General features: G+C 72.4%; 20 protein-coding genes. 14 read left to right on the top strand and 6 right to left on the bottom strand.

The window, feature by feature from the left end; all coding sequences use genetic code 11:
• The first annotated feature begins 27 nt into the window (after positions 1–27).
• From ABT008_RS15275 to ABT008_RS15215, 13 genes are all read left to right on the top strand, one after another.
• Positions 28–1863, top strand: a complete 1836-nt coding sequence (locus ABT008_RS15275; protein WP_350696844.1) for a glycosyltransferase family 2 protein — start codon at positions 28–30, stop codon at positions 1861–1863.
• Entirely contained in the window at positions 1857–2996 is a 1140-nt protein-coding gene (locus ABT008_RS15270) for a glycoside hydrolase family 26 protein (RefSeq protein WP_350696843.1), read from the top strand. Before ABT008_RS15275 ends, ABT008_RS15270 begins: the two co-directional genes overlap by 7 nt.
• A gap of 116 nt (positions 2997–3112) precedes the next feature.
• The gene (locus ABT008_RS15265; protein ID WP_350696842.1) at positions 3113–4363 is read left to right on the top strand and encodes an MFS transporter; all 1251 of its coding nucleotides are present in this window, start codon (positions 3113–3115) and stop codon (positions 4361–4363) included.
• 83 nt (positions 4364–4446) lie between these two features.
• Complete coding sequence (locus ABT008_RS15260; protein WP_350696841.1) at positions 4447–6075, top strand: acyl-CoA dehydrogenase family protein; 1629 nt, start codon at positions 4447–4449, stop codon at positions 6073–6075.
• A 244-nt stretch (positions 6076–6319) separates the two neighbouring features.
• Positions 6320–8431 carry a cellulose binding domain-containing protein gene (locus tag ABT008_RS15255; RefSeq protein ID WP_350696840.1) on the top strand — a complete coding sequence of 704 codons (2112 nt, stop codon included), beginning with the start codon at positions 6320–6322 and terminating at the stop codon, positions 8429–8431.
• Between the two features lie 134 nt (positions 8432–8565).
• Positions 8566–9465, top strand: a complete 900-nt coding sequence (locus tag ABT008_RS15250) for an alpha/beta hydrolase family protein (protein ID WP_350696839.1) — start codon at positions 8566–8568, stop codon at positions 9463–9465.
• A gap of 148 nt (positions 9466–9613) precedes the next feature.
• Positions 9614–10261 carry a TetR/AcrR family transcriptional regulator gene (locus tag ABT008_RS15245; protein ID WP_350696838.1) on the top strand — a complete coding sequence of 216 codons (648 nt, stop codon included), beginning with the start codon at positions 9614–9616 and terminating at the stop codon, positions 10259–10261.
• Positions 10262–10320: 59 nt separating this feature from the next.
• Entirely contained in the window at positions 10321–13110 is a 2790-nt protein-coding gene (locus ABT008_RS15240) for a helix-turn-helix transcriptional regulator (RefSeq protein WP_350696837.1), read from the top strand.
• Between the two features lie 153 nt (positions 13111–13263).
• A complete protein-coding gene (locus ABT008_RS15235; RefSeq protein ID WP_350696836.1) occupies positions 13264–14235 on the top strand; it encodes an ABC transporter substrate-binding protein in 972 nt (323 codons plus the stop codon).
• A gap of 66 nt (positions 14236–14301) precedes the next feature.
• Positions 14302–15102, top strand: coding sequence for an ABC transporter permease (locus ABT008_RS15230; RefSeq protein WP_350696835.1), 801 nt, complete (start codon positions 14302–14304; stop codon positions 15100–15102).
• Positions 15099–15923 carry an ABC transporter permease gene (locus ABT008_RS15225; RefSeq protein ID WP_350696834.1) on the top strand — a complete coding sequence of 275 codons (825 nt, stop codon included), beginning with the start codon at positions 15099–15101 and terminating at the stop codon, positions 15921–15923. The genes ABT008_RS15230 and ABT008_RS15225 overlap by 4 nt, the downstream gene beginning before the upstream one ends.
• A complete protein-coding gene (locus ABT008_RS15220; RefSeq protein WP_350696833.1) occupies positions 15916–16716 on the top strand; it encodes an ABC transporter ATP-binding protein in 801 nt (266 codons plus the stop codon). The genes ABT008_RS15225 and ABT008_RS15220 overlap by 8 nt, the downstream gene beginning before the upstream one ends.
• 36 nt (positions 16717–16752) lie before the next feature.
• Positions 16753–17640 carry a PaaX family transcriptional regulator gene (locus tag ABT008_RS15215; RefSeq protein ID WP_350696832.1) on the top strand — a complete coding sequence of 296 codons (888 nt, stop codon included), beginning with the start codon at positions 16753–16755 and terminating at the stop codon, positions 17638–17640.
• On the opposite strand, the gene ABT008_RS15210 is transcribed toward ABT008_RS15215, so the two are convergent.
• From ABT008_RS15210 to ABT008_RS15195, 4 genes are all read right to left on the bottom strand, one after another.
• On the bottom strand, positions 17546–19087 hold the full coding sequence (locus ABT008_RS15210; protein WP_350696831.1) for an acyl-CoA synthetase: 1542 nt from the start codon (positions 19085–19087) through the stop codon (positions 17546–17548). The two genes, ABT008_RS15215 and ABT008_RS15210, sit on opposite strands and share 95 nt — an antisense overlap.
• Before the next feature lie 71 nt (positions 19088–19158).
• On the bottom strand, positions 19159–19611 hold the full coding sequence (locus tag ABT008_RS15205; protein WP_350696830.1) for a MaoC family dehydratase: 453 nt from the start codon (positions 19609–19611) through the stop codon (positions 19159–19161).
• A 16-nt stretch (positions 19612–19627) separates the two neighbouring features.
• Positions 19628–20509 (bottom strand): amidohydrolase family protein, encoded by an 882-nt coding sequence (locus ABT008_RS15200; RefSeq protein ID WP_350696829.1) that lies wholly within the window; start codon positions 20507–20509, stop codon positions 19628–19630.
• Between the two features lie 24 nt (positions 20510–20533).
• Positions 20534–21460: an SDR family oxidoreductase gene (locus tag ABT008_RS15195; RefSeq protein ID WP_350696828.1), complete on the bottom strand. Its 927-nt coding sequence runs from the start codon at positions 21458–21460 to the stop codon at positions 20534–20536.
• A gap of 83 nt (positions 21461–21543) precedes the next feature.
• Here ABT008_RS15195 and ABT008_RS15190 point away from each other — a divergent pair, with 83 nt between their 5' ends.
• On the top strand, positions 21544–22005 hold the full coding sequence (locus tag ABT008_RS15190) for a MarR family winged helix-turn-helix transcriptional regulator (RefSeq protein ID WP_350696827.1): 462 nt from the start codon (positions 21544–21546) through the stop codon (positions 22003–22005).
• Positions 22006–22083: 78 nt separating this feature from the next.
• Here the strand turns inward: ABT008_RS15190 and ABT008_RS15185 are convergent, their stop codons facing one another.
• Positions 22084–24240, bottom strand: coding sequence for a DUF6351 family protein (locus ABT008_RS15185; RefSeq protein ID WP_350696826.1), 2157 nt, complete (start codon positions 24238–24240; stop codon positions 22084–22086).
• 144 nt (positions 24241–24384) lie between these two features.
• A complete protein-coding gene (locus tag ABT008_RS15180) occupies positions 24385–25266 on the bottom strand; it encodes a PaaX family transcriptional regulator (RefSeq protein WP_350696825.1) in 882 nt (293 codons plus the stop codon).
• Positions 25267–25300 lie beyond the last annotated feature (34 nt).

Below are 25300 nucleotides of genomic sequence, written 5' to 3'. Positions count from 1 at the left end.
AAAGCGAGCTCCGGAGGTGGATCCCCGGTGGTCGTTCCGGACCGACCGCCACCCGCCCGACGTCCGGACCGTCGCCAGCTCAACATCCGGGCCCGGCTGGCGTACGCGAGATGCGGGGCGGTCGCCGGACCGCTGGTCGCGCCCCGGGATCCGCAGGCGGCCGTCGAGTTCCGGCACGTACTCTCGCCCGCCGCGCGGTTGATGCTGACGCTGCTGGTGCTGCTCAACAGCGCGGCCGGTCTGCTGCTCGTCGGCTGGCTGCTGCTCCCCGGACACGTACCGGGGTCCGACGTGACCGGGCTCGGCACCTGGCAGACCACCGCTGCCCGGCTCGGCTTCTGCGTGGTGGTCGGCGTCGAGGTGATCCGCCTCGCGCAGAACATGGTCGTCTGGGTCTTCGCCTACCACGCCCGAGACCCGGTCCCGGTCGATCCGCCGGTCGGCCTGCGGGTCGCGCTGCTCACCACGATCGTGCCCAGCAAGGAGCCGCTCGACGTCGTCGAGCGGACCCTGCGTCGGATGCGGCAGATCGTGTACTGCGGACGGGTCGACGTCTGGATCCTCGACGAGGGCGACGACCCGGCGGTGAAGGAGATGGCGGCGCGACTCGGGGTACGCCACTTCAGCCGATCCGGACGGCCGGAGTACAACCAGCCCAGCGGGGAGTTCCGGGCCAGGACGAAGTCCGGCAACCACAACGCCTGGCGGGCCGAGCACGAGCACCGGTACGACGTGGTCGCCAACGTCGACCCGGACCACGTTCCGATGACGAACTTCCTGGAACGTACGCTCGGCTACTTCCGCGACCCGGACGTGGCCTTCGTGGTGACGCCGCAGGTCTACGGCAACATGCACCAGAACCTGGTCGCCCACGGCGCTTCGGTGCAGCAGTACCTGTACAACGGGCTCATCGCCCGCGGCGGCAACGGGTTGGACGCGCCGCTGCTCACCGGCACCGGCCACCTGTACCGTCCGGCGGCCTGGCGTAGCGTCGGCGGCTACCAGGATTCGATCATCGAGGACCACCTGACCAGCATCCGGATCCACGCCGCGAGGAATCCGCAGACGGAGAACCAGTGGAAGGGTGTCTACACCCCGGACGTGGTCGCCATCGGTGAGGGTCCGACGTCCTGGGCCGACTACTTCAACCAGCAGAAGCGTTGGGCGGCCGGCATCTGCGAGATCCTGGTCCGTCCCGAGTTGCGCGCGCCGCGCGAACTGCGCTCCCGGCGGCGCTGGCAGTACCGGCTGCTCCAGTTCTACTACCCGAGCGTGGCGGTCAGCCTGTTGCTGGGCAACTTCGCGACGGCCATGTACCTGCTCACCGGGGTCAGCGCGGCCCGACTCGACGTCGCCGTGTGGTCGGTGCTCTGGGGCTCGACCATCGGCACCTGGTTTCTGCTGTGGCTCTGGCTGCGCCGATTCAACATCGCGCCCCACGAGCGGGAGGAGATCGGCCTGGTCGGCATGGCACTGGCGCTCTTCGCGGGTCCGATCTACGTCGCCGCCGGCTTCGGTGCGCTGCTGCGCCGAAAGCTCGGCTTCGTGGTCACCGCGAAGGGCCGGTTGCGCACCACCGAGTCGCTGGGCACCTTTCGCCTGCACCTGTGCTGGGCGGCCGCCGCCGCCGGCCTGCTCGCCGCCAGTTTCGCGCTGGACAACGACTTCACGTTGCTCCGGGTGTGGCCGATCCTGACCATCCTGACCGGCCTGGGCCCGCCGCTGATCGCACTCGGGTCGCGCCTGACGGCCCGGACCGAGCCGGCCGTACCCGCTGAGCCCGGCACCGCGCAGGAGGAGCGCGCCCGGCCGACGGCCCGGGGGAAGGCCCGGGTTGCGGTGGAACCGGGGACGCCATGGTGAGGCTGACCGTGCCACGGGTGACGGTGGCGCTGCTGAGTGCGCTCCTGCTGGCCTACGCCTTCGCGATCGCGCCGATGAACGGTGCGGGGGAGCGTCCCGACCCGTCCCGGGCCCTGGTCGCCGAGGCGACCGCTGCTCCGTCGCCCGCTGTGTCGCCGCCGGCGGCGGTCTTCCCGCCGGCCGGGAAGACGTTCGTCGGTGTCGCGACCAAGGAGGGGCCGCACGACTTCACGCCGGTGGACGCCTTCACCGCAGCGGCGCGTCACCAGCCGCAGGTGATGCTCTTCGGCTCGGGATGGGCGACCGACACCTTCGACCCGGCGCTCTTCGAGGGCATCAGCGACCGCGGCATGCTGCCGATGCTGGCGTGGGAACCGTGGGACTACCGGTTGGACGAGGAGGCCCGCGAGAAGGGGACCGAGCGCCATAAGATCGACAAGCTCCGCTCGAATCAGCCCGACTACCGGTTGTCCCACATCACCCGCGGCGACTTCGACCGGTATCTGCGGTCCTGGGCCGAGGGGATCAAGGCGCTCGGCCATCCGGTGGCGATCCGGTTCGCGCACGAGATGAACGGCAACTGGTACCCGTGGTGCGAGATGGCCAACGGCAACCAGCCGGGCGACTACGTCGAGGCCTGGCGCCACGTGCACGACCTCTTCGAGGCCGCCGGCGCGACGAACGTGATCTGGGTGTGGAGCCCGAACGCCAGGTGGAGCAACTCGACACCGGACCTCGCCGGCCTCTACCCGGGCGACGACTACGTCGACTGGGTGGGGCTGTCGGGCTACTACGGGATGGGCGCCTTCTCGAAGTACCGCACTTTCGACGCGATCTTCGCCGAGACCATCAAGGAGATCCGTACCTTCACCGGCAAACCGTTGGTCATCACCGAGACCGCCGCCTCCGACATGGTGGGACGCAAGGCCGAGTGGATCACCGAGACGTTCCGGTCGCTGCCGCGCCACGCGGACATCATCGGGCTGATCTGGTTCGAGGTGAACAAGGAGCGGGACTGGCGGATCGTCAGTTCCCCGGCGGTGACCAAGGCCTTCGCCGAGGGGGTGGCCGACCAACGCTACCGCTTCACCTGGTCGCCCGACCTGATCCCGCGTACCGAACTGGGGGACTAGGGCGCGGCTTGACCCTCGACCGGGTCGAGGCCGCACAGTGCCTCACCGGGACACCGGCCGGTGCCGCGACCAGCGGTGCCGGCCCGGCGCGTCGGCGGTGGACGGGGAGGACTGTGGTGGTTGCGGCGATCGGTGGCCGGTCGGCGGTGCCCGGCGCGTACTGGGCGTGGCTCGGCGGGACCGCGTTGAGTCTGGTCGGCGTACAGGCCATGGCCTTCGCGATGACCTGGGTGGCGGCCGGGTACGGGGGCCGCTTCGCCGCGGTGGTGCTGACCGCGATCAACCTGCCCCGCGCGCTGTTGCTGCTGGTGGGCGGCGCGGTGGCCGACCGGGTCGGTGCCTGGCGGGTCATGGTCGCGTCGGACGCGGTGATGGTCGCGGTGACCGTGGCGCTGGCCGCCGCCGCGTGGTCCTCGACCGACCCACGGCTACCGCTGCTGCTCGCCGCCGTGGCCATCGGGGTCGTGGACGCCTTCTATCTGCCCAGCACGGGCTCGATGCCCCGTCGTCTCGTGCCGCCGGCCGCGCTGGCTCGCGCGATGTCGGCCCGCCAACTCGCCGGCCAACTCGCTCTGCTCGCCGGGCCGTCGCTGGGCGGTCTGCTGCTGGCCGGGGCCGGGTTGGCCGGTGCGGCCCTGACCAACGCCGTGACCTGCCTGGTGATGCTGTCGGTTCTGCTGGCCCTGCGGTCGCGGGCAGGTCGGTCGGCGCAGCCGCGGGCGGCGGACCGACGAGCCCGTGCGGGCACGGACCCGCCCTCGGATCCGGCGCAGTCGCTGTGGCGGGCCTGTCTGGACGGGGTACGGGTCGTCTCGTCGCACGGTGCCCTGCGTCCCGCGCTGCTGCTCACCGGTGTCGCCGCAGGCTTCCTGTTGCCGGTCTCCTCGCTGCTCGTGCCGCTGCTGGCCCGGGAGCGGGTGTGGTCGCCGCAGGTCACCGGTGCCGTCGTCGCAGCGGTGGCGCTGGGTACGGCCACCGCCGCGGTGACGGTGCTGGCCCGTGGCGCACTGCCCCGCGCCGGCCGGGCGGCCGCCACCGGACTGCTGGTGGCCGCCGCCGGAGTGGCCGCGCTGGCGGCGGGCGGCTCGCCGGAGTCGGCGGTGGCGGCCGGGGTGGCGGTCGGCGCGGGGGCCGGACTCTTCGCCACCCACATCGGCCCGCTGATCCTGGCCGCCGCCCCGGTCACGCACCTGGCCCGGGTGCAGTCCGTGCTGGTGCTCGTGCAGAGCCTGCCGCTGCTGCTGACCACCAACCTGCTCGGCTCGCTCGCCGAGGCCGCGCGGGTCTCGACGGTGCTGCACGGCTGCGCCGGGGTGCTGGCGGTGGCCGGGCTGGTGGCCCTGACCTCGCCGGCCCTGCGGCGCTGACCGGCCACGCTCGGGGTTTCCGGCCTGCGCTGGTGGAGACTGGATGATGGTTCGCGCCCGCACCGCCGAGGGGAGTTCCGCACGTGGCCACGCACGAGGTGTTCAACCAGGTCCCGCCGTTGATCGGCCACGACGTCGCCGACGACCCGGCGCTGCTGGCCGGGCTGGCCCGAGAGGGCGCCGAGTGGGCAACGGCCGACCTGCGTGAACTCGGCCGACTGGCGGGCGGCGAGGCCGCCGCCGAGCACGGCCGGCTGGCCAACGAACACCCGCCCGCGCTGCGCACCCACGACCGCTACGGCCGTCGGGTCGACGAGGTGGAGTTCCACCCGTCCTGGCACGAGCTGATGCGCACCGCCGTCGGCCACGGGCTGCACGCCGCGCCCTGGGCCGACCCGCGCGTCGGCGCACACGTCGCGCGGGCGGCGAAGTTCTACACCTGGCGGCCGGACGCCGGTCACGGGTGCCCGATCTCGATGACCTACGCCGTGGTGCCGGCGCTGCGACACGCGCCGGAGCTGGCCGACCGCTACGAGCCGTTGCTCACCGCACGGGTGTACGACTTCGGGCTGCGCGAGCCGCTGGGCAAGCGGGGGCTGCTGGCGGGCATGTCGATGACGGAGAAGCAGGGCGGTTCCGACGTCCGCGCGAACACCACCGCCGCGCGCCCGCAGGCGGACGGCAGCTATCGGCTGGTCGGGCACAAGTGGTTCACCTCGGCGCCGATGAGCGACCTGTTCCTCACCCTGGCCCAGGCGCCGGACGGGCTGACCTGCTTCCTGGTGCCCCGGGTGCTGCCGGACGGCACCCGCAACCCGATGCGGCTGATGCGCCTCAAGGACAAGCTCGGCAACCGGTCCAACGCCTCCGCCGAGGTCGAGTACGACGACGCGGTCGCCTGGCGGGTCGGGGACGAGGGGCGGGGTGTCCGCACCATCATCGACATGGTCAACCTGACCCGGCTGGACTGCGTGATCGGCGCGGCGGCCGGGATGCGGCAGGGTGTGATCACCGCCGCGCACCATGCCGCGCACCGGCAGGTCTTCGGCCGGTACCTGGCCGACCAGCCGCTGATGCGTAACGTCCTGGCCGACCTCGCGGTGGAGTCCGAGGCGGCGACCGTGCTGATGATGCGCCTCGCCGGGGCGACGGACCGCTCGGTGCGGGGTGACGCGGTGGAGACCGCGTTCAAGCGGATCGCCCTGGCCGTCGGCAAGTACTGGGTCTGCAAGCGGTGGCCGGGGCACGCCGCCGAGGCGCTGGAGTGCCTGGGCGGCAACGGTTACGTCGAGGAGTCCGGGATGCCCCGGCTGTTCCGCGAGTCGCCGCTGAACTCGATCTGGGAGGGATCCGGCAACGTCGCCGCGCTGGACGTGCTGCGGGCGCTGGCCGGGCAGCCCGAGGTGCGGGCGGCGTTCGAGGCCGAGGTGGGCATGGCCACCGGTGTGGACTCCCGGCTCGACGCCGCGGTGCACCAGCTCCAGGTCGCCCTGGACGACCCGGCGGACCTGGAGGTGCGGGCCCGTCGGGTGGTCGAGCAGTTGGCCCTGGTGTTGCAGGGCGCGCTGCTGGTGCGCCACGGTCATCCGGCCGTCGCCGACGCCTTCTGCGCCTCCCGCCTCGGCGTCGACCGGGGGCACGCGTACGGCACCCTGCCGGCCGGCGTCGACTTCGCCGCGATCATCGACCGGGCCACCCCCGAGGTGGCCTGACCGCAGGCTCGCCACCGGATCGGTTCGGCGCGTCGTTGAGTCCACGTCGGAGCGTGTGGGATTCTGATGCGTCGATGCCGGTCGCGCGAGCGTGCTGACCGTCGCCTCAGGGGCACCCGGAGCCGCCACGGCCTCCCGGGAGGCGGCGGACGAGCTGATGTCGTGGCGTCCGCCCGCGTCCGAGGCTGCCTGCCTCGGACGCCGGGCCGGGCGGGTCGCCGCCGTGAACACACGAAGGACGACCATGACCATCTCGAACAGGCACGGTGTTCGACCCCTGAACCCGCCGTTGCGACTCTCCCGGCGCGGCCGGGCGGCCCTGGCGGCGAGCCTGCTGCTCGCCACCGGCGCGCTGCTCGGTGTCGCGCCGCCCAGCGTCGGCGCGGCGACGACACCGGTGGCGGTGACGGTGAACGCGCGGGCCGGGCTGGCCGCCGTGCCGGACACCGCCCTCGGCGTGAACCACGCCATCTGGGACTCGCAGTTGGGCACCACCGAGACGTCGGACCTGCTGCGCGCGGCCGGCGTGCAGATGATGCGGTACCCCGGCGGTTCGTACGCCGACATCTACCACTGGCGTGACCACACCGCACCGGGCGGGTACGTCGCGCCGAACACCGACTTCGACACCTTCATGGCCGGGGTACGCCGGGCCGGCGCCCAGCCGATGATCATCGCGAACTACGGCACCGGCACGCCGCAGGAGGCGGCCGAGTGGGTGCGCTACGCCAACGTGACCAAGGGGTACGACGCCCGCTACTGGGCGGTCGGCAACGAGAACTACGGCAACGGTCACTACGGCTCGGCCTGGGAGGCCGACGAGCACCCGGACAAGAGCGCCACCTACTACGCGAACCTGGTGGTCGAGTACGCCGACGCGATGAAGGCCGTCGACCCGGACATCAAGGTCGGCGCGGTGCTGACCATGCCGGCGAACTGGCCCGACGGGCTGACCGCCGGAGCGGACCCGGGCCCCTGGAACCAGACCGTGCTGTCGATCGCCGGACCGAAGATCGACTTCGTCGACGTGCACTGGTACCCGGGCGGCAGCCCGGCCGAGTCGCTGCCCCGGACCAGCCACATCACCGACGCGGTGCACCTGCTCCGGCAGCAGATCAGCCGGTACGCCGGACCGGACGCGGACCGCATCGGCATCAGCCTCACCGAGGTGAACGTGACCGCCGAGGGGATGACCAGCCAACCGGCCGCGTTGTTCCTGGCCGACGCCTACAGCGGGTTGCTGGCCAACGGGGTCTTCACCGTGCAGTGGTGGAACGTCCGCAACGGCATCGGCAAGGTGACGACCGTGGCGGGGCAGACCGACTACGGCGACTTCGGGATGCTCTCCAGCGGCACCTGCACCTCGGACGGGTCGGTCTGCGAGCCGCCGCTGAACACGCCCTTCGCGTCGTACCACGGGCTGACCATGATGAGCCGGTTCGCGCGTACCGGCGACCAGTTCGTCCGGGCCGGCACCAGTGATCCGCTGGTCGCCGCGCACGCGGTACGCCGGGCCAACGGTGAGGTCGCGGTGCTGCTGATCAACAAGGACCCGGACAACGCGCGGGAGGTCAGCATCGACTACGCCGGGTTCGCGCCGTCGGCCGCCGCGCCCACGGTGCACACCCACACCAACGGTGCCACCGCCGTCGCCACCGCGCAGACCGGCAGCGCGACCAGCCGGACGCTGCCGCCGTACTCGCTGACCACGCTCGTGGTGCGTCCGGCCGCCGCGCCGGGCGGTCAGCCGGGGGCGCCCGGCCGACCCACGGTCGACGACGTCACCCACCGCAGCGCGACCATCTCCTGGCCGGCGGCCACCCGGGGCGCCGCCCCGATCGCCAAGTACGAGGTGTACCGGCAGCACGGTGCGGTCAGCGAACAGCTCGGGGAAACCTCGGGCACCAGCCTCACCGTGGACAACCTCGTCCCCGGCGCCCGGTACACGGTCAACGTGCTGACCCGCGACACCGCGGGCCGGGTCTCCTGGGCGTCCCCGCCGCTCACCTTCACCACCGGCAGCCCGGCGAGCAGCACCTGCGCCGTCCGGTTCGCCCGCACCACGGACTGGGGCAACGGTTACGTGGCCGACGTCGAGGTGGCGAACACCGGGGCGGGTGCGGTCGACGGCTGGACGTTGACCTGGACCTGGCCGACGAGTTGGCAGCAGGTGAGCAGCGGCTGGAACGCGAACTGGGAACAGGTCGGCACCGCCGTGCGGGTGACCGGCACCGACGACAACCGCCGGATTCCGGCCGGGGGCACGGTCACCGCCGGGTTCGTCGGGGCGTACAGCGGCCCGAACGTGACGCCGACCGCCTTCCGGCTCAACGGCACGCTCTGCACGGTGCGGTGAACCGGGCCGGGGTCGCCGGTGGACACCGTCCACCGGCGACCCCGGTGACTGGTGATTTTGCCGATGCGCTGCTGGTCGGACATCTCGAACACTGATCGCAGTCGATACCGCCCCGGACCGAGGGAGTGCCCGACGTGCGATCATCCACCACCACCCGTTCCCGTTCCCGTTCCGCGACCCTGGTGGCCCGGCTGGCGGCGGCCGCCGTACTGGCCGCCACCGGTGGCCTCGTCGCCACCGCCGCGCCCGCCCAGGCCGCCAGCCCGTACGAGCGCGGGCCGGCGCCGACCGACGCGATCCTGGAGGCGAGCCGAGGCCCGTTCGCCACCTCCTCGACGAGCGTCTCCTCGTTGAGCGTCAGCGGCTTCGGCGGCGGCGTGATCTACTACCCGACCAGCACCAGCGAGGGCACCTTCGGCGCGGTCGCCATCTCGCCCGGCTACACCGCCTCCTGGTCGAGCCTGGACTGGCTCGGCCCCCGGATCGCCTCGCACGGGTTCGTGGTGATCGGCATCGACACCATCACCCGTCTCGACCAGCCGGCCAGCCGGGGGCGCCAACTCCTGGCCGCGCTGGACTACCTGACCCAGCGCAGCTCGGTACGCGGCCGGATCGACGCGGGTCGGCTGGCGGTGGCCGGTCACTCGATGGGCGGCGGTGGCAGCCTGGAGGCCGCTGCGAGTCGACCGTCGTTGCAGGCCGCAGTGCCGCTGGCACCCTGGAACCTGACCAAGAACTGGTCGAACCTGCGGGTGCCGACGCTGATCATCGGCGGGGAGAGCGACAGCACCGCTCCGGTCGCCTCGCACTCCGAGCCGTTCTACACCAGCATCCCGGCCTCGGCGGAGAAGGCGTACCTGGAGCTGAACAACGCCGGGCACTTCTTCCCGAACACGGTGAACACGCCGACCGCCAAGCAGGCGGTGGCCTGGCTCAAGCGGTTCGTCGACGACGACACCCGATACGAGCAGTTCCTCTGCCCCGGGCCGAGCGGCCTGGCCGTCGAGGAGTACCGCACCACCTGCCCGCACTGACGCGACGAACACCGGCGCGGTCACGGCCGGCGGCCCCGGGCCGCCGACCGGTCGATCCGTGTGGCATATCGGGCGCAAACCCCCGCCGTGGCACGCGTCTAGACTCGGCTCGCACAACGGAACGTGACGGTGGGGGAGGCGGGCGCGGATGGGCAGGGCCGAGGCAGCGGGTCGGGCGGCGACACCGACGGCGGCCGAGGCGACAGGCCGCGTCGACGGGCGGACCGCCCGGGCCGAGCGCACCCGGGCGGCCATCGTGGAGGCGCACCTCGCCCTGATCTCCGAGGGTGACCTGCGCCCGACCGGTGAGCGCATCGCCGAGCGGGCCGGGATCTCGTTGCGGACGCTCTGGACCAACTTCAAGGACATGGAGACCCTGTTCGAGGCGAGCGGCCGGGAGCTGCTGCGCCAGCAGGACGCCGCCTGGCGGCCGATCTCGCCGACGTTGCCGCTGGCCAAGCGGGTGGACGCGTACTGCCGGCAGCGGGCGAAGCTGCTGCAACTCATCGCACCGGCGGCGCGGGCCGCCCAGATGCGCGAGCCGTTCTCCGCGCAACTGCGCCGCAACCGGCTCAAGCACCTGGCCCGGGTACGCGACGAGGTCGAGGAGTTGTTCGCCGCCGAGCTGGCGCGCGCCGGTGCCGGTCGGGAGCAACTGGTCCATGCCGTGGTGGCGGCGAGCACCTGGCCGGCCTGGTCGACGCTGCGCGACGGGCTTGGTCTCGGCGTGGACGCCGCCCGCGCCGTGTTGACCCGCACCGTGGAGGCCCTGTTCAGGACCGTCGCCGAAGCCTGATCCCCCTTTCCAAGCCGCCCGACGTGGGCGAGACTCGATGCATGGTTAATGCATCACGAGTGCAAATAACCTTCATCTGCGGTCGGCAATACGAGTGTCGGCAGATCCGGGACCTGCTCGCGACACCACCGGGGGCGGCCCTGCTGCTGCACGGCGAGCCCGGCGCCGGCCGGAGCACCCTGCTGGCGTACGCCCACCGGCACGCCGACGACCGGACGGTGCTCAGCGCGGCCGGACTGGCCGACGAGGCCGAACTGCCCTACGCGGGCCTGCAACGGCTGCTCGATCCGGTCCGCGACCACGCCGCCGACCTGCCCGAGCGGCAGCGTCGGGTACTGCACCGCGCGCTGACCGGGGACGGATGCGGCGACGGCGACCGGCTCACCCTCACCATGGCCGTCCTCGGACTGCTGGGCCGTGCCGCGCGGGAGCGCCCGCTGCTGTGCACCATGGACGACCTGGACACCGGGGACGCGCCGACCGCCCGGGTCCTGGCCTTCGTGGCCCGGCGGCTGCGGCACCTGCCGGTCACGCTCCTGCTCACCGCCGGTGACGGCAGCCCGCTGGCCGGGATTCCCAGCCGTCGGCTGCCGCCGCTGGACGAGACCGCCAGTCGTGCGCTGCTCGCCGCCCGGTGCCCCGGACCACCGCCGGACTCGGTGCTCGCCAGGCTGGCCGCGATCGGCGCCGGCAATCCCCAGGCCCTGGTGGACCTGGCCGACGCGCTCACCCGGGGCCAGTGGCTCGGGCGGGAGCCGCTGCCCGGCGCGCCGCCCGCAGACGGCAACCTCGGCCGCGCGTACCGGACCATGCTGGACCGGCTGCCCGCCGACACCCGCCGCGTCCTGCTGCTGACCGCGCTCGCCGCCGACATCGGCTCCGGCGTGCTGGCCCGAGCCGCCCGGACCGCCGGTACGGCCGTCGAGGCGCTGGCCCCGGCCGAGGCGGCGGGGCTGGTGCGGACCGGCCCGTACGGTGACGTCACCTTCCCCCGACCGCTCGCCCGCACGATGGTCGAGGCCACCGCCTCGGCGACCGAGCGGCGGACGGCGCACCTGCTTCTCGCCGCCGCGTGCGGTGCCCCCGGTCAGCGGCTGCGGCGCGCGCTGCACCGGGCCGCCGCCACCGACGCCCCGGACCCGGTGCTGGCCGCCGACCTGGTGGCGGTCGCCGACGACGGCGGGTACTCGGTCGACACGGCGGCGGCACTGGCCCGGGCCGCCGAGTTGACCGACGACCCGGCGCTGGCCGCCGAGCGGCGGCTCGCCGCCGCCCGTCATGCCTGGACGATCGGGTGCACCGGCCAGGCCCGCGCCCTGCTGCGGGCGCTGCCCGACCCGTCGGAGGGCACCGGGGTCGGTGGGCCGGTCACGCCCCGGGAGGTCGCTCTCGGCGGCCGGTCCGCCCTGCTGCGCGGCGAGATACGGCTGCGTTGCGGCACGCCGTCCACCGCGCTGCCCGTGCTGCTGGCCGCCGCCGACGCGCTGACCGGCACCGATCGCGCGGCGGCCCGGCTCGCCCTGCTGCGGGCCGGCGAGGCGGTGTGCTTCGCCGGGGAGCAGTACCGCTACGCCGAGGTGGCCCGCCACCCGGCCGCGATGCGTCGCGACACCGACGACCCGGAGGCGGAACTACTGACCACCCTGGTCGCCGGGGTCGCCGCGACACTGCGGGGCGAACACGCGCGCGGTGGGCCGCTGCTGCGCCGGGCGGTCGTCCTGGGCGGCCGGTCCGGCGTCGCCCTCACCCCGACCGCGCTGACCGGCGCGGCCGTCGCCGGCCTGCTGGTGGCGGTGGACGCCGCCGCACATCAGCTCGCCGACCGCGCGGTGGAACTGGCCCGGACCCGGGGCGAGGTGTGCCTGCTGCCGCGCGCCCTGGAACTGCGGGCGATGAGCGAGTACTGGTTGGGCCGGCACGACGCGGCGGCACGCAGTTGCCGCGAGGGGTTGCTGCTGGCCCGCTCCGGTGACCAGCATGCCAGCGCCGGGGTGCATCTCGGTCTGCTCGCCGTGCTCGCCGCGGTCCGCGCCGACCGGGACGCCGGCCTGCGGTACGTGGCCGAGATCGGGGACAGCGCCGCGCCGGGCAGCCGCCCGTACGCGCTGGCCCAGTGGGCGTTGTCCGTGCTCGACCTGGTGGACGGCCGGTACGCCGACGCCGCCGACCGGCTCGCCGCGCTGGCCTGCCCGGGCACCGGCCGGGGCCAGGTCCTGGTGCAGGTGATGGCCACGCCGCACCTGGTGGAGGCCGCCGTGGGCGCCGACCGGCCCGCGCAGGCCCGTGCCGCGCTGGCGGTCTTCGACCGCTGGGTCGGCAGTACGGCCAGCTCGTCGCGGCGGGCGCTGTCCGCGCGGTGCCACGCGCTGCTGGCGCCTCGGGGCAGCGCCGAGGCCGAGGAACTGTTCCGGGCCGCCCTGCGACTGCATCCGGCCGACGTCGCCACCTTCGAGCGGGCCCGCACCGAGCTGCTGTTCGGCCGGGAGTTGCGGCGTCGCCGTCGACCGCGTGACGCCCGGGCGTACCTGCACCGCGCCCGGCAGGCGTTCGTGCTGCTCGGCGCGCAGACCTGGGCCGAGCAGGCGACGGCCGAACTGCGGGCGGCGGGGGAGTCGGTCGGTGTGCCGCAGCGCCCGGCCGAACGGCTGCTCACCGGCCAGCAACTCCGCATCGCGCGGCTGGTCGCCGAGGGCGCCACCAACCGGGAGATCGCCGGTCGGATGTTCCTGTCCACCCGGACCGTCGACCACCACCTGCGCAACGTGTTCCACCGGCTCGGTGTGCGGTCACGTACCGAGCTGACCCGCGCGTTGGACGGGACACCACCGCAATATTCAACCTATTCATGACGGGCGTCAGAAATTCTTGACATCTGGTGCTCGGGTGACTGAACATGGCCACCACGGCAGGGTGACCCCACTCACACCCGAACGCGTCCGCACCTTCGAGGCATCCGCCGTGTCGACGCACCCCACCGCCCCCGCCCAGGAAGGGCCCCGTCCATGAAGAAGGTCATCACTTTCGGGTTGGTCGCCGCCGTCGCGATCGCCCTCACCGCATGTACCGACTCCGACGCGACCGGCACCGAGCCGTCCGACGGCGACCTGCGCCAGGTGCGGGTCGCGGCGCTGCCCATCACCGAGACCGCCGCGCTGTGGGGCGGCATCAAGGCGGGCATCTTCGCCAAGCACGGGCTGGGGGTCGAGGTGCTGCCCGCGCAGGGCGGCGCCCAGGCGATCCCGGCGCTGATCAACGGTGACATCGAGTTCGCCATCGGCCAGCCGTTCGGTCCGTTCCGGGCCGACCTGCAGGATCTCGGCGTGGTGATGATCGGCAACTACGCGTCCTCGTACGCCGAGGGCGACGACATCAACGCGGTGGTGGCGTCGAAGGCATCGGGCATCACCCGGCCCGCCGAACTCGCCGGGAAGCGGGTGTCGGTGAACAGTCTGGGCGCCGCCGGTGACGTGACCATCATGGCCGCGGTGGAGAAGGACGGCGGTGACCCGTCCACCATCAGGTTCGTCGAGGTCGCGTTCCCGGACGCGCCGGCGCAACTGGAGGCCGGCAACATCGACGCCGCCTGGGTGCCGGAGCCGTTCGTCACGCAACTGCGCGGCCGGGGGGACGCCTTCGTGGTCGCGCCCTACCAGGAGGTCGTCCCGGGGCTCGCCACGCTGACCACGATCACCACGAAGGAGCGGACCGAGTCCGACGCCGAGCTGATCGCCGCCTTCTCGACGGCGATGAAGGAGACGCTCCAGTGGGCGCAGGACCCCGCCAACGAGGCGGACGTCCGGCAGGCCATCAAGGACAATTTGCAGCTTCCCGAGCCGGTGGCGGACTCGGTACGACTGCCGGAGTTCGGCTGGGACCTGGACCGGGAGAGCCTGACCACGCTCGCCACGCTCGCCGGCAAGTACCAGGTGCTCGATCGGCAGCCGAACTTCGACCGTCTCATCCAGCAGCAGTAGCCCTCGCGGTCCCGCCCTTCCCGGCCGACCGCCGGGGAGGGCGTCGCCGCCGACCACGGGAGCGACATGCACGTGTCATCCATCCGGCGGACCCGCCCGCCACGCAAGGTGCTGCTGGGCGCCGCAGGTCTGGTGGGATTCCTCGTCGTCTGGCAGTTGGTGCCGACGCTCGGGCTGGTCAACTCGCAGTACCTGCCGTACGTCACGGACGTGCTGGTCCGGCTCGCCGAGGAGTTCCGCGACGTCGCCTTCTGGCGGCGGCTCGGTCACACCATGACCTCGTGGGCGATCGGGCTGACCGTGGCGACGGTCGCCGCGGTCGTCCTGGGCACCCTTGTCGGGCTGGTGCCCGTCCTACGTCGCGCGACCCACACGATGGTCGAGTTCCTGCGCCCGATCCCTTCGGTGGCACTCATCCCGCTGGCCGTGCTGATGTTCGGCATCCAGATGAAGGCCGCGCTCGTGATCATCATCTACGCCTCCTTCTGGCAGGTGTTCGTGCAGGTCATCTATGGGGTGGCGGACGTCGATGCGGTGGCCCGGGACACCGCGCGCAGCTTCCGGCTCACCCGGCGCGAGCGCCTGACCTATCTCGTCCTGCCGACCACCCTGCCGTACCTGATGACGGGTGTCCGGCTGGGTGCGGCGGTGGCGCTCATCCTCGCCATCACCTCGGAGATGGTGATCGGCAACCCCGGGTTGGGACGGATGATCGAGCTGTCCCGCTCCGCCGGTGACGCGGTCGGCCTGTACGCCCTGGTGGTGGTCACCGGCCTGCTCGGGCTGCTGGTGAACCTCGTCTTCCGGTTCGTCGAGCGGCGTTCACTGTCCTGGCACCAGTCCGTCCGTGGGGAGGAGCCCCGATGACCGCGCGCGCCGAACGGATCGCCGCCCGGCCGCGCGGGCGTGATGTCGCGTCCCGCGTCGCGTCGGGCTTCCTCTACTCGCTCGGGCTGCCCTTCCTGCTCCTGGTGGTCTGGGGTGCGGCGTCGACGGTGTCGACGAACCGGTTCTTCCCCGGCCCGCTCACCATCGGCGAGGCGTTCCGGGAGACCTGGGTCGGCCCCGCCTTCGTCCACGACGTGCTGCCCAGCCTCTATCGACTCGTGCTCGGCATCGCCGCGTCGATCGTGATCGGCGTCGCCCTCGGCACGCTCATCGGACTGTTCCGGTGGCTGAGCGAACTGCTGGAGCCGCTGCTGGAGTTCTTCCGGGCCATCCCGCCGCCGGTGCTGATCCCGGTGGTGATGCTGCTGCTGGGCATCACCGACACGATGAAGGTGGTGGTCATCGTCTCCGGCGCAGTCTGGCCGATCCTGCTGAACACCATCGACGGTGTCCGGGCCACCGACAGCGTCATGTCCGAGACCGCCGACTCGTTCCGGATCACCTGGTGGGAGCGGCTGCGCTTCCTCGTGCTGCCGGCGGCGAGCCCGCGCATCATGGCCGGCGTCCGGCAGGGGCTCTCGGTGGCGTTGATCCTGATGGTGATCTCGGAGATGTTCGCCTCGTCCGCCGGGTTGGGCTACCGGATCGCGTACTTCCAGCGGAACTACCTCATCGCCGAGATGTGGAGCGGCATCCTCCTGCTCGGCCTCGTCGGCGTCCTGCTCGCCGCGACCTTCGGTGTCGTCGAACGGCGGGTGCTGCGTTGGTACCACGGAATCAGGGAGGTCAACCGTGCCTGAGCGGGACATGTTGCTCAAGGTGGAGCACCTGCGGAAGGTGTACGAGTCCGCGTCCGGCGACGTCGAGGCGATCGGGGACGTCAGCTTCACCATGGCCGCCGGTGAACTCGTCTGCATCGTCGGCCCCTCCGGCTGCGGCAAGACCACGCTGCTGAAGTGCCTGGCCGGGCTGCTGCGGCCCACCGGCGGCCTGGTCGAGATGCACGGGACGCCGGTGACCGGCCCGAGTCCCGCCATGGCCGTCGTCTTCCAGGAGTACGGCCGCAGCCTCTATCCGTGGCTGACCGTGCGGGGCAACGTCGAACTGCCGTTGCGGCACAAGAAGTTGTCCCGGGCGGCACGCGAGCGGCTGGTCACCGACGCCATCGAGGCGGTGGGCCTCGGGCATGCCGCCCGCAGCCACCCCTGGCAGCTCTCCGGCGGCATGCAGCAGCGGGTGGCGATCGCCCGGGCGGTCGCGTACGAGCCGGAAGTGCTGATCATGGACGAGCCGTTCGCGGCGGTCGACGCCCAGACCCGCGCGGACCTGGAGGACCTGGTCCGGGAGCTGCACACGACCCGCAAGATATCGATCGTCTTCGTTACACATGACATCGACGAGTCGGTCTACCTGGGCGAACGGGTTCTAGTATTGTCCAAGTCGCCGACCTGGGTGCAGGAGGATCTCGCCATCGACCTGCCGCCGGAGCGTGACCAGATCACGACTCGCGCGCTACCCCGCTTCACGGAGCTGCGGACCCACGTCTACGACCAGATCCGGCGCGCCAAGGGCGCCCAGACCGTCGCCCCGTGACCGTCGCCAGGTCGGAGCCGTCCGAGAGGGAGGACTGTGCGCAGTCGTCAGCCGAAGCAACTGCTGCTCGCGTTCTTCGGTGAACACGTCGTCGACGACGATCCGGGGCCGGTTCGCGCCAGTGTCCTGATCGGGGTGCTGGAGGGGGCGGGCGTCGCCGCCCCGGCGACCCGGGCCACCCTCGACCGGCTCGTGCAGACCGGCATCCTCGCCCGCAGCAAGAGCGGCCGGGAGATCCAGTTCTCGCTGACCGAGCACGGCGTGGCGGTGCTGCGCGAGGCGACCGAGCGGGTCCGTGGCCCGCGCCCGTTCGATCCGCAGGGCACCGGCTGGACCCTCGTCACGTTCACCATCCCGGAGGGGCAGCGGACCCTACGTCACCGGCTGCGGTCCACGCTGACCTGGGAGGGCTTCGCGCCGCTGCGCGACGGGCTGTGGCTGGCACCCGGCGAGGTCGACCTCGCCGGGTCGCTGGAGCCGTTGTGCCGAGACCTGCCGCCGAACACGGTGATCGCCTTCCACGCCCGTGAACTGGCCGGGTTCCCGATCGCCGAGAGCGTCCGGGCCGCCTGGGACATCGAGGCGATCCGGCGCGAGCACCTGGCGTTCATCGAGGTGTGGGAGGACCCGGACGCGGCCACGCAGGCGCCCAGCGCGCTCACCGTCCGCACGATGCTGGTGGCGGACTGGCTCGCGTTGCTGCGCGCCGATCCGCGACTACCGCGCGAGTTCATGGACGCGCAGTGGCCGGCCGCCCGGTCGACGCAGGTCTACCGACGGATGCACGAACGGTTGGCTGACGCCTCCGCCGCGGAGTTCGCCGCGCTGGTCACCACTCGCGCTGCCACCACCCGCCGAAGCGGCTCCGCAGGTCCGCCTTCCGCACCTTCCCCGACGCGGTCCGCGGCAGTTCGTTCACGATGACCACGTTCTTGGGCAGCTTGTAACGGGCCACCTTGCCGTCCAGGAAGTCGCGGACGGTGTCGACGTCCACGGCGACACCCGCGCGGATCGTCATGATCGCCCAGGGCACCTCACCCCAGCGCTCGTCCGGGACGCCGATGACCGCCACGCCGGTCACCCCGTCGATCTCGCCGAGCAGCAGCTCGATCTCGGCCGGGTAGATGTTCTCCCCACCCGAGATGATCATGTCTTTGAGGCGGCCCGCGATGTGCAGGTAGCCGTCGTCGTCCAGGTAGCCGAGATCCCCGGAGCGGAACCAGCCGTCCGTGGTGAACGCGCCGGCCGTCGCCTCGGGCATCCGGTGGTAGCCCCGGAACACGTTCGGGCCGGCGATCTCGATCTCGCCGATGCTGCCGGCGGGAGCCGGACCGCCGTTGGTGTCGGCGACGCGTACCTCGGTGAAGAAGTGCGGCAGGCCCACGCTGCCCTGCTTCGCCCGGGTCATGGCCGGCGGCAGCGAGGTGGCTCCCGGTGACGCCTCGGTCATGCCGTACCCCTGCGAGAACGACAGGCCCCGCTCCTCGTACGCGTTGAGCACCCGGACCGGCACCGCCGAGCCTCCGCAGGTGAGCTTGCCCAGGGTGGACAGGTCGGTGGTGGCCCAGTCCGGGTGGTCGGCCATCAGCTGGAAGGTGGTCGGCACACCGCTGAGCATGGTGACGCCGTGCCGCGCGATCTGGGCGAGCGCGCGTCCCGGCTCGAAACCCTTCTCCAGCACCAGGGTGCCGCCCTTGAGGAGGATCGGCAGCGCGCCCATGCCGAGCGAGGCGACGTGGAACAGCGGCGAGATCATCAGGGCGATGTCGGTGGACACCACGTCGTAGTCGACGATGCAGTTCAGCGCCGTCCAGGTCAGGTTGCCGTGGGTCAGCACGGCGCCCTTGGCCCGCCCGGTCGTGCCCGAGGTGTAGACGATCGCGGCCGGGTCCCGCATGGTGATCCGAACGGGCGCGTCGTCCCGGGGCGCGGTCTCGGCCAGCCGATCGAGGCCCGGGGCCTCCGCGCTCCCGGGGCCGGTCGGCACCACGTGCGACGGCCGGGACGCCGCCGCGACCGAGGCCACCCGGGCGGTGAACTCGGGGTCGTGGACCAGCACCCGGGCACCGCTGTCGCTGAGCACGTGAGTGATCTCGGGTGCGGCCAGCCGGGTGTTGACCGGCACGAAGGCGGCACCCAGCCGCGTGGTCCCGAACATCACCTGGAGGAACTCGGGGCTGTTCTCGCCCAGGTACGCGACCGTGTCCCCCTTGCCGACGCCGAGGTGCCGCAGCGCCGCCGCGACACCGTCCGTGGCGTCGGCGAGCTGCCGGTACGTCATGGTCGCCTGCTCGCCGTGGACGAGCGCGATCTGCTCCGGTGACTTGAGTCGGCGCTTGGCCAGCCAGCCGCCGATCCCTTGGTGGTGCATCAGCAGTCTCCTGGTGGTGGAGGGCGGTGGACGGCGTCGGTGTGCGGTGGGGCGGCGGCGGTCCCGGCAGGTCAGGCGTAGAAGCGGTAGATCCCGCGGGCGACGACGGCGGGCTTGCCGCCGCCGTCGACCTCGATGGTCTGGTCGACGGCGATCTGGTAGCCGCCGGCCACCTCGGTGACCTCGGCGACGACGGCCCGCATCCGGACCCGCGAGCCGACCCGCACCGGTGCCGGGAAGCGCACCTTGTCTAGGCCGTAGTTCACCTTCGTGGACACCCCGGTCACGTCGAGCAGTTCCGTCCAGAACGGCACGGCGAGGGAGAGGGTGAGGAAGCCGTGGGCGATCGGCGCACCGAACGGGCCGTCCTTGGCGCGTTCCGGGTCGACGTGGATCCACTGGTGGTCGTCGGTCGCGTCGGCGAACAGGTCGATCTGGTCCTGGGTGACGGTCCGGTACTCGGTGTGCCCGAGGTCGGTGCCGCCGAGGCCGGCGAGCTGGTCGTAGGCGATGGTGGTGGTCACGGGTGTCCTTCCGTCGTCATCCGGCCAGGCGCAGCAGCCGGGCGGCGTTGTCCTTCAAGATGCCGGGCAGCACGTCGGGCTTGAGGTCGGTGCTCGCCACGTCCCGCAGCCAGCGGTCCGGGGTGAGCAGCGGGTAGTCGGTGCCGAAGAGCACCCGGCTCTTGAGGATCGAGTTGGCGTAGCGCACCAGCTCGGCCGGGAAGTACTTCGGGCTCCAGCCGGACAGGTCGATCCAGGTGTTCGGTTTGTGCGTCGCCACCGACAGCGCCTCGTCCTGCCACGGCACCGACGGGTGGGCCATGATGATCTGGAGGTCCGGGAACTCGGCGGCGACCGGGTCGAGCAGCATCGGGTTGGACAGCCCGAGCCGGAAGCCGTAGCCGCCGGGCAGTCCCGCGCCGATGCCGGTCTGCCCGGTGTGGAACAACGCCGGCAGTCCCGCCTTCTCGATCAGGCCCCACAGCGGCGCGTACTCCTCGTGGCTCGGGTCGAAGCCCTGCACGGTGGGGTGGAACTTGAACCCGCGTACGCCCTCGTCCTCGATCAGCCGGGCGGCGAGTTCCAGGGCCGCCTCGCCGGTGAGCGGGTCGACCGAGCCGAACGGGACGAGCACGTCGGCGTGCTGGGCGGCGGCGCGGGCGATGTCGGCGCTGGACAGCGGTGGGTGCGCCAGTTGCGTCCGCGCGTCGACGCTGAACACCACGGCCGCCATGTTCCGTTCGCGGTAGTACTGCGCCACCGCGTCCACCGCCGGACGCGGGCCGTCGGTGCGGAAGTACTTCGAGGCGGCGGCGACGAGCGGGTCGGGCAGCGAGGCGTGGCCGTGGTCGTCGATCTCGATGTGCACGTGCATGTCGATCGCGGTGACGGCGTCCAGGTCGATCGCGGGTTGGTACATGCTCGGGAACCTTCGTCCGGCGGGTCAGGAGGCGGTGTCGCGGAACTCCTCGGGCAACTCCGGGAAGCGCTCGCCGACGCTCTGCGACGCACCGGCGAACTCGGTCGGCCACGCGGTGACCAGCGCGTCGTAGGACCAGCCGCCCTCGTGGTGGGCGGTGAGCGCGACCTCCGGGTGGGTCCAGATCTGGATCCGGTCGCCGCCCACGCCGATCACCTGGCCGGTCACCTCGGCGGCGCTGTCGGAGCCGAGGAAGGCGACCAATCCGGCCACGTCGTCGGAGGTGCCGAAGCCGAGGTCGTGCCGGAAGAAGGCGGGCATCGGCTCACCGGCGGCCTCGGCGCGGACCGCGGCGGCGAAGTAGGGGACGGTGGCGGTCATCGCGGTCGCGGCGACCGGGACGACGGCGTTGACCGTGATGCCGGCCCGCTTGAGCTCCAACGCCCAGGTCCGGACCATGCCGACGATGCCGGCCTTGGCGGCGGCGTAGTTGGTCTGGCCGAAGGTGCCGCGTTGGCCGGTGGGGGAGCCGATGCAGATGATCCGCCCGCCCTCGCCGGCCTGGCGCATGTGCCGCACGGCCTCGCGCACCGTGGTGAAGGTGCCCCGCAGGTGCACGCCGATCACGGTGTCGAAGTCCTCGTCGGTCATCTTCCAGAGCACCGTGTCGCGTAGCACCCCGGCGTTGGTGACCAGGATGTCGAGCCGACCGAAGCTCTCGACCGCGGTGGTGACCAGGGCCTGCGCGGTCTCGGTGGGGCCGACCGGTGCGACCACCGCGACGGCACGTCCGCCGGCCGCCCGGATCGCCGCGACGGCGTCGGCGGTCGCCTGCTCGTCCACGTCGTTGACCACGACCGCGGCACCCCGCTCCGCCAACTGGCGGGCGTAGGCGAGGCCGAGACCGCGTCCGGCTCCGGTGACGATTGCGACTTTGCCGTCCAGGGACATGGGCACTCCTTCGCGTCGAGATCGATCGGAACATGAACCGTTGAGAAAGTCAATTATTGGTGAGGCTTGCTATCATCGTCGCCGTGCCCCCTCCCGAGAGAGCCCGACCGGCCGACGGCCTGCGGGACAGCGTGCTCGGCCGGGATCTGAGCTTCCTGCTGGTGCGCGCCAACGCGCTCACCCTCGCCGCGGCCAACGCCGCCCTGGCCGAACACGGCCTGAAGGCCCGCTCGTACTCGGTGCTCGCGCTGGCCGCCGACGACACCCGCCCCACCCAACGGGAGCTGGCCGAGTTCCTCCGGCTGGACCCGAGCCAGGTGGTGGCGCTCATCGACGACCTGGAGAAACGCGGCCTGGTCGAGCGCCGCACCGACCCCGCCGACCGGCGCGCCAACGTCCTGGTCGCCACCGACGAGGGGCGCGAGCTGTTCGCCCGCGCCCAGTCCTCCGCGCACGCCGTGGAGCTGGGGTTGCTGGCCGCGGTCACCCCCGAGGACCACGCCCGGCTGGCGCAATTGCTACGCCTGCTCGCCTTCCCGGAGTGAGCCGGTGTCGGACTGAGCCGGTGCCGGACTGAGCCGGTGCCGGGCGACGCCGGATGACGTCGCCCGACACCGGTGCGCTCAGAAGCGGATCCAGGTGCCGGTCAGCGGGACCTGACCGACGCCGGGCCGGGACCAGTCACAGACCCCGTCCGGGAAGACCGCCCGCAACCGCTGCCACTGCTCGTCGGTGAAGTCGACGCCGTACGCCGCCCGGTCCAGCGGCGCGAGCCGGCACTTGAGCACGGCGGAACTGGTCGGCCCGCCCGCCTCCACGCGCGGGTTGCGGTGAAACGGGAAGAGCTGGTTGCACCGGGCCGCCGGGTCCAGGGTCAACGTCTCCACGATCCGCTCCCCGTCCGCCGCGACACAGTGGTCCGCCAGCCCGGCCGGACGGGAGAGCCGAGTCAGTGCCGCCTCGTCCAGGTGCGGCCGGCTCGCCGCCAACGCCGTCCGGGCCGTCAGCCAGGCGTCCATGTCCACCAGCGCCTGGGTCTGACTCGTCGAGGCGGCCGCCCCGGACGCGCTGGTGACACTGATGTGGTTGTCCGCGTGCCCGTTGGCCGCGAGCAGTCGCTCCCGCATGTTCCAGGAGCGGAAGCGGTCGTGGAAGTCGCCGCTCGGGTCGGTGTAGCCCCGCGTCTCGATGATCGGCGTCCACCGCAGACCGCCGTCGAACTGGTTGACGCGCCCGGTCGCGTACGCCACCTCGATCGCGTCGACGTTCGCCGAGGTGCGGTGCGGGGTGCGGTTGCCCTCCACGTCCAGGCCACCGATGCCCTCGTTGAGCCGGACGAACTGCTCCGGACTGATCACCCCGGCGTCCAGGGTCCGCAGCCCGTACTGCACGCCGACGGTGTCCGGGATGATCGGCCGCCCGGCGCCGGTGGCCGGGTCCACCCCGTACACGTTGGAGATGAAGTCCGCCATCGCGCAGCGGATGCCGTCCGGGTTGGTCACCGGGTGGTAACGCAGCCCGGCGGGGACGTGGTTCGGGCAGGTGGCGGGCCAGTCGACGCTGTCGAAGTTCTGGTAGCCGCCGCAGGTGTTCGGGCTGGCGAAGCCGGTCACCGCGGTGCGCTGCGCGGTGGACAGCCCGGCCGCCGGGGCCGCCTGGGTGATGAACCGACACTCGTGCCCGGTGATGGTCACCGAGCGCTCGTCCGGGTAGCCGATCTGGCCGATCACCCCGTCCAGGATGCCCGGGTACGCGTTGGAGATCAGCAACTGCTGCATGGTGCCGGCCGAGCCGCCCCAGCCCATGGTGAACAGCGGCACCCCGTACGACTCGACGAAGTGCTCCTTGACCATCATCGCGGTCTCGGCGGAGGTGACGTCGTTGCAGTTGTTGGCGAAGACGTTGAACGTCGCGCTGGCGACCGCGTAGCCCCGGCTGAGCAGGCTGTGGTTCATCACCCCGCCCGTGCTGGTGGCCTGGGTGTAGCCGATGCCGCAGGCGCCGCCGAAGGTGTAGACCAGCCGCTCGTTCCACCCGTCGGTCGCCGTCCATGGGTCGGGCGGTGCGGTGCCCGGCTGGTGCAGCAGGGCGATCTCGTACACCGCGCGGTTGATGGTGCCGCGCTCGACCCGGACCACGTACGGCACGGTGCGGCCGTCGCTGGTCGTGGTGCTGGCCACGTCGGCCGGGAGCGGACCGTCCGGCAGCGCGACGAAGCTCCCGGCGGTGGTGCGGTACTGGTAGGTGATCCGGGGCTGTGCCACGTGACAGTCCGCGTCCACCGGGCCCAGGTTCCAGGGGTTGCCCGACGCGGTGCAGAAAAGCGGGATGTGCGGGCCGGAGATGACCGGGCCGGCGGCCGGGTGGTTGCGCAGGGTCAGCGTGGCCCGGGGCCGGCCGTGGCCCTGCCCGTTCGCGCGGACCTCGAGTTCGTTGGCGCCCAACGCCAGCCCGTCCACGAGACCGAGCAGTGTGCGCTTGTCGTCGGTGGCCCGGAACCGGGCGGTGACGTCGCGGCCGTCGAGCCGGATCTTCACCTGGTGCGGGGGTACGGTGCGCGGCACCGCGACGCGCACCAGCGCGTCACCGCCGCTGACGGTGTCGGCCCGTCCGGACAGGACGGTCACCTCGAAGGCGCGGTCGGCGGGACCCGCGTGGGGTGGCGGTGTGGCCAGGGCCGGTGCGGCGGAGCCGGCGAGCAGCGTCGCCGTGGCGACCACGGCCAGCGCTCCCTTCCACGAACGTTGTCTGGCGCGCTCCTGAAGTCGATCGGTGGGCATGACGGGACCCCTTTCAGCCGGGGACGGACGGCTGGACCTGCTGGTCAGGCACGTGTGGCGAACATAATGCGAAATCTGATCGCGCGTCAACGATTCTGCATCGTATCTATGGATGGCGAAGATCGGCCGCGTTGTCGCCTCTGCTCAGGGCCGCTCGGGAGTCCGGACCAGTTCCTCGAAGCGCTGCTGCGCCGGCTCGGCCAGGGCCTGCGCGGTGCGCAGGAACATCACCCGTGCCTGCGCGCGAGGAAAGGACGGCGGCAGGAACCGGGCCGGCAGGTCGGGATCGTCGCCCACCAGCGCCCGCCAGTCGTTGACCAGCTCGGTCCGCGCGACCAGCGCCGCCGACGGGCCCAGCGCACCGGCCTCGGCCCGCCGCGCCACCGTACGGTGGCGTTCCAGGAATCGTTGGTACCCGTCGGCGAGCACGTCGATGCGCCAGGCGGCCTCCAGCCGGGCGCGGGTGCTCGGCAGCAGCTCGAAGTCCCGCGACCGCAGCACCACGGCGTCGGTGACGCCCAGCTCGCCGAGCTGCTCGTGCACCTCGTCGAACCGGTCGTGCGGGGTCACCCAGGTCGCGTCGTACAACGGCCAGAACGTCAGCCAGCGCAGCCGGGCCCGCAGCAGCCTGCGCTGGTTCGCGTCGTCCAGCGGCAGCGTGAAGGCGAGCAGCGTCCAGATGCCGTCCCAGTCGTCGGAGTCGCTGCTGGCGAAGATGCGCCGGGCACCCCGGCGTAGGGTCTGCGACGCCGACTCGGTCAGCCGGTAGCTGGTCCGCCGGCCCTCCTTGGTGCGTTCGAGCATGCCGCGCTGGGTCAGGCGGGCGAGCGTGGCACGGGCGTTGGCCGGGGCGATGCCGAACTCGGCGAGCACCGCGACCAGCCCGCCGGAGGGCAGCGGGGACCGGCCGGCGTGCCAGTGGTCACCGAGCAGCGTCACCAGCAACCGCTGCGCCCGCGCCCGGCCCACCGCCGCCCGATCCGACGGCGTGGCGGGCTCCGGCTGCCGCACCCCCTCGGTCAACACGGCGCGCCACCGGGCGCTCCGGTCGGGCCGGGAC

This window comes from Micromonospora sp. NPDC002389, assembly GCF_040296095.1.
Classification (GTDB): domain Bacteria; phylum Actinomycetota; class Actinomycetes; order Mycobacteriales; family Micromonosporaceae; genus Micromonospora.
This window is presented reverse-complemented; position numbering and strand designations above follow the sequence as displayed.